The following is a 5,021-nucleotide window of genomic DNA, read 5'->3' as shown; positions in this document are numbered from 1 at the left end:
CGCCGCGCCTCGCCGAGGGCCGCCCCGGCGCCGCCGCGCGCGGCAAGCCGGCCGGCCGCCGGAGCGCGTGATACGCCGCGAAACCTTGACGGCGCTCAGTGCGAGCTTTGAGCATCGGCTATTCATCCCGGCACCGGCCCGTTCTAATTTCGGCCGGACCGGCGCGCCGCGCCGTTTGGACGGACCGCCACCGGCGCGGCCCGACGGAGTTGGAACATGCGCGATCCGGGCTTGATGCGGACCAGGCTGCTCGACGAGCTCGATTCGGCGATAGAGCGCAACATGTCCTTCCCCGGCACGTGGTATGCCGATCCCGACATTGCGCGCTTCGAGGCGGAGCAGATCATCCGGCGCAGCTGGCAGCCGATCGGCGCGGTCGACGGACTGAGGAAGCCGGGCGACTACCTCACCACCGTCTTCATGAACGTGCCGCTCCTCGTCGTCCGGGGCGCGGAGGGAATCCGCGCCTTCGTGAACATCTGCCGCCATCGCGGGCACCCCGTGGCGAGCGGGTGCGGAACGAAGAAGCTCTTCACCTGCGTCTACCACGCCTGGACCTACGGCACCGACGGTGCGCTCGTCCGGGCCCCCCGGGCCGAGCTCGAACCCTGGTTCGACCCATCGAGATACGGTCTGCTGCCGGTCCGGCTCGCCACCTGGGGGCCGATGGCCTTCGTGAATTTCGACGCCGATGCGCCGGCCTTCGAGGACGAATATTCGGAGCTGATGGCCGTCACCGAGGCGAACGGGTTCGGGCTTTCCTCGATGACCTTCCGCAAGCGGGTGTCGTGGGAGCAGTCCTGCAACTGGAAGACCTTCATGGACAACACGGCGGACTGCTACCACTGCCGCACCGTCCATCCGGGCATGGGCGAGACCCACAAGACCGATCCCGACCAGTACGTGACCCGCAGCTACGGGAACTTCGCCTTCCACCTCTCCGACGCGCGCGACGACCGGCCGAACGTCCTGCCGTGGATGTCCTGCGCCGTCTTCCCGAACTGGACGATCACGGCGGCCGGCGGCCAGATCGCGCGCGTCAGGGTCGTCGAGCCGGTGACCGCCTCGCAGATCCGCGTCACGACCGATTTCTGCGCCTATCCGGAGGTGCCGGAGGAAGACCTCGAGGAGGATGCGCGCTGGTATCACGACCTCGTCTACGGCGAGGACAGGCCGGTCTGCGAATCGGTCGCGATCGGGATCGCGAGCGGCCTCTTCGCGGAAGGTCCGATCTTCCTTCGCAGCGAGGAGATCATGCAGGACTTCCAGAAGAAGTACCGCGACCGGCTGAGCCGCCTTTCCGTCGCCTGAGGCCGCCGATGACCGAGTCCCGATCCGAGGCGCTCGCCAGGCTGGGCGCCTACCGCACCCCGATGGTCTACGACGCCATCGAGCGCTTCGGGATCCGCCCGAAGAACGAGGGCTACACCGACGGCTCGCTGAAATGCCTGTTTCCCGCGCTCGGCGCGTTCGTCGGTTATGCCTGGACCGGCAAGATCGTCGGCGAGCTGCCGGAGGCGGAGGGCGAGCGCATCCTTCCCTGGCGCGAGGTCTGGCGGCATCTCGGCGCTGCCCCGCGGCCGAGCATCGCGGTGGTGCAGGATCTCGACCAGCCGGCCGGGCGCGGCTGCGCCTGGGGCGATGTCGGCGTGGCCATCTTCCAGGCGCTCGGCTGCGTGGCGGCCGTCACGAATGGCAGCGCGCGCGACGTGCGCGAGGTCGAGGCGCTCGGCTTCGGTCTCCTCGCCGGCGGCCTCGTCGTCGGCCATGCGCATGTGCGCTTCGTGGAGGTGGGGACGCCGGTCAAGGTGGGCGGCCTCGTGGTCCGGCCGGGCGACCTCGTCCACGCCGACGAGCACGGCGCGCTGGTCATCCCGCCGGAGGTGGATCTCGGGGAACTCGTCCGCGTGATCGATCACGTCATCGCCGCGGAAGCGAGGGTCAAGGAGTATTGCCGCGCGCCCGGCTTCGACATCGACGCGCTCGACGAGCTCCATACCTGGTCGATGGAAACCGCCGGCTGAGCGGGGAGGAGGGATGCCGCTGATCCGCGTCGGAGCCGGGGAATGGTACGAGACCCGCGGCGTCGGGGACGGCATCACCTATATCGGCGAGCCCTTCATCAAGGAATTCTACCGGTGCAACATCTGGCATGTGCGCGGCCGGGACAGCGACATGCTGGTGGATTCCGGCATGGGCGTCGTCAGCCTGCGCGAGCATGTCCCGCTCGTGGCCGAGCGGCCCTGCCAGGCCGTCGCGAGCCATACCCATTTCGACCATATCGGCAGCCATCACGAGTTCGCCGAGCGGCTGGTCCATCCGGCCGAGGCCGAGCTCCTCGCCAATCCGACGCGGGCGGGCACCCTCGCCGATCCATACGTGACCGACGACATCTTCACGGCGCTCCCGCCCGAGCCCTATGCCAGCACCACCTATGCGGTCAGGAGCGCGCCGGCGACGCGGCTCCTCGCCGACGGCGACATCGTCGATCTCGGCGACCGGCAGTTCGAGGTGATCCACACGCCCGGCCATTCGCCGGGCGGAATCGCGCTCTTCGAGGCGGCGACCGGCGTGCTCTTCTCCGGCGACATCGTCTATGACGGCCCGCTGATCGAGGATACCTATCACGCCGACGCCGGCGACTATCGCGCCAGCATGGAGCGCCTGCTCGACCTGCCGGTCCGCATCGTCCATGGCGGGCACTTCCCGAGCTACGGCCGCGACCGGCACCGCGCCATCGTGAGGCAATGGCTCGCCGCCCACGAGCGGTAGCGGGAACGCCTGTCCGGCCCGAGGCGCGCCTCGTCCTCCCCGCCTGGTGGCGATCCGCGGAGCGCTGCCGGGGCGCCGCGCGGAAGCTAGCCCGTGACGGGCACCTCGGGTCCCGACCGGGCCTGCAGGCGCTCCCGGTGGAAGACATAGATCCCGGCGCCCACAATGACGGCGGTTCCCGTCCAGGTCACGGGATCGGGGAAGTCGCTGAAGACGAGCCAGCCGAGCAGAGTGGCCGAGAAGATCTCGAGATACTGGAAGGGCGCGACGAGCCCGGCCTCGATCCGCCCGAGCGCGGCGACGATGAGGCCGTGGGTGATCGAGGCGAGCACGCCTGCGCCCGCGAAGAGCGCGAACTCGTAGAGGGTCGGAACGAGCAGCAGCCCGGGGGCGGGTCCCGCCGCGACGCCGAAGGCGAGCGCCCCGGCGAGAATGATGGTCGCGAAGGCCCCGGTCCAGAACTGAAGGACCAGCCGCTCGCCCCGTCGCGCCAGGATCCGGCTCGTCAGCATGTAGCAGGCGAAGAGCACGGCGGCGACGAGCGGCCACGCCGCGGAAAGCCCGTAGGCGGCGATGTTCGGCCGCAGGACGATGAGCACGCCGACGAGGCCGACGCCGATCGCGCTGAGCCGCCGCACGCCCACGCGCTCGCCGAGGACGAAGGCGCCGAGCAGGGTCAGCGCGAGCGGTTCCACGAAGAAGATGGCAAGGGCATTGGCGACCGGCATCCCCCGCAGGCCCGTGTTCAGGCAAAGGAGGGCCATGCCCAGGAAGCCGCCGGCAAGCGCATGGAGCCCGCTCGGCCTGCTCATCCGCCCGCTCACGATCACGATCGGCAGCAGCACCAGCGTCTGCGCCAGGAAGCGGCCCATGCCCGCTTCCGCGGGCGACAGGCGCTCCATCAGGAGCTTCGCGATCGTGTCGAGACCCGGTGCCATCAGCATGGCGGCGATCATCATCGCCATGCCGGCCGTGGTCGGGCCCATGGGGGAGGCGGGTCTGGATGCGGTCATGGCGTCCCTCTAAGCCGCATGCCCGGCCGATGCGAGCCGGAGATGACGCCGATCCGAAAAAAGCGATCCGCCGCGTCGGAAGCGGCCCCGGACGGCCTGCCGCCCGGTGCTGCAGCGGTACCGGAGGATGCCCGCGCGTCCTTCGCCGGGGCAGGACCAGCCGCAGGGAAGGCTTGCCTCTTGTGCTCGCCCTGTGGATGGCGGAAGGGAAGGGCAATTGCCGTATTGTCCTTTTGTTCGAAGCCGAAGGTTGATCCCGCATGGCGCGCCGCAAAGCCGCGGAACCGGTGACCGTCCGACTGCGGACCGCGAACGAGGAACCCGACCCGGAGATGCCGCCGCGTCTGCCGCACTTCGAGCCGAGTCCGCACGACCAGTCGATCGAGCGTCGCGCGATCGGCTCCGCGCTCGGGCGCGCGCTGCAATTGCTCGAGACGATCCTCGAATCCGATCACTCGCTCGGCATGCAGGAGATCTGCACCCGGCTCGACCTGCCGCGGCAATCGGCGCACCGGATCCTCAACCAGCTTCTCGAACTCGGGCTGCTGCAGCGCCACCTCAACCGCGAGCGCTTCACCGTCGGTCCGCGCCTGCGCCTGCTCGCCCTCAAGACCGCCTACCAGTCGCACAGCACCGGCCCGTTCCACACCGTGCTCGAAGCGCTCGCCGAGCAGACGGGCGAGACCTGCAATCTCGGCATCCTGGACCAGAACAAGATCCTGCTGATCGACCGCGTGGAATCGGATTGGGCACTGCGCGTCCATTCCGAGGTCGGCAAGCGCCTCGAGCCGCACGCCTCCGCGATCGGCAAGCTCATCCTGTCGTTCCTGCCGAAGGCGAGGCGGACGCAGATCCTCGAGGCGTCCCGCCCGCTCAAGCGCTTCACGGCCTTCACGCTCGTCGACATGGACGACCTCGAGGCCGAGTTCGCCGAAATCCGCCGTCGCGGCTATTCGGTCTCCAACCAGGGCACCACGCTCGGCATGCTGAGCCTTGCCGCCCCGGTCCGCGATCCCGACGGGCGCATCGTCGCGGGGATCGCCGTGCAGGCGCCGTTCGTACGCATGGACATGGACCGCGCGCTCGCCGAGACGGTTCCGCTCATGCTGGCCTCCGCCGAGCGGATGGAGCGGCTCCTGGCGGCCGAGGAGGCCGAGCCGGCCCGGCCGGCCCGGCCGGACTGAGCCCGCCGGCTCCCGCTTGCCGTCGCGGCCGGGCGCACCGGGGGTCCGCGCG

Annotated in this window: 5 protein-coding genes; 4 read left to right on the top strand and 1 reads right to left on the bottom strand. The window is 69.9% G+C overall.

All coding sequences use genetic code 11. The features are described from left to right. The first annotated feature begins 216 nt into the window (after positions 1-216). From E4O86_RS22290 to E4O86_RS22280, 3 genes are read left to right on the top strand one after another with little or no spacing between them, the layout of a single operon-like run. On the top strand, positions 217-1,311 hold the full coding sequence (locus E4O86_RS22290; RefSeq protein ID WP_161142742.1) for an aromatic ring-hydroxylating oxygenase subunit alpha: 1,095 nt from the start codon (positions 217-219) through the stop codon (positions 1,309-1,311). 8 nt (positions 1,312-1,319) lie between these two features. Beyond that, positions 1,320-2,024, top strand: a complete 705-nt coding sequence (locus tag E4O86_RS22285; protein ID WP_161142741.1) for an RraA family protein — start codon at positions 1,320-1,322, stop codon at positions 2,022-2,024. A 13-nt stretch (positions 2,025-2,037) separates the two neighbouring features. Beyond that, a complete protein-coding gene (locus tag E4O86_RS22280; protein WP_161142740.1) occupies positions 2,038-2,772 on the top strand; it encodes an MBL fold metallo-hydrolase in 735 nt (244 codons plus the stop codon). An 86-nt stretch (positions 2,773-2,858) separates the two neighbouring features. Here the strand turns inward: E4O86_RS22280 and E4O86_RS22275 are convergent, their stop codons facing one another. Further along, positions 2,859-3,785, bottom strand: a complete 927-nt coding sequence (locus tag E4O86_RS22275; RefSeq protein WP_161142739.1) for a DMT family transporter — start codon at positions 3,783-3,785, stop codon at positions 2,859-2,861. A 287-nt stretch (positions 3,786-4,072) separates the two neighbouring features. Here E4O86_RS22275 and E4O86_RS22270 point away from each other — a divergent pair, with 287 nt between their 5' ends. After that, positions 4,073-4,969 (top strand): IclR family transcriptional regulator domain-containing protein, encoded by an 897-nt coding sequence (locus tag E4O86_RS22270; protein ID WP_161142738.1) that lies wholly within the window; start codon positions 4,073-4,075, stop codon positions 4,967-4,969. Positions 4,970-5,021: the final 52 nt, after the last annotated feature.

Origin of the sequence: Propylenella binzhouense (assembly GCF_009866965.1) — a bacterium.
Lineage (GTDB): Bacteria > Pseudomonadota > Alphaproteobacteria > Rhizobiales > Afifellaceae > Propylenella > Propylenella binzhouense.
This window is presented reverse-complemented; position numbering and strand designations above follow the sequence as displayed.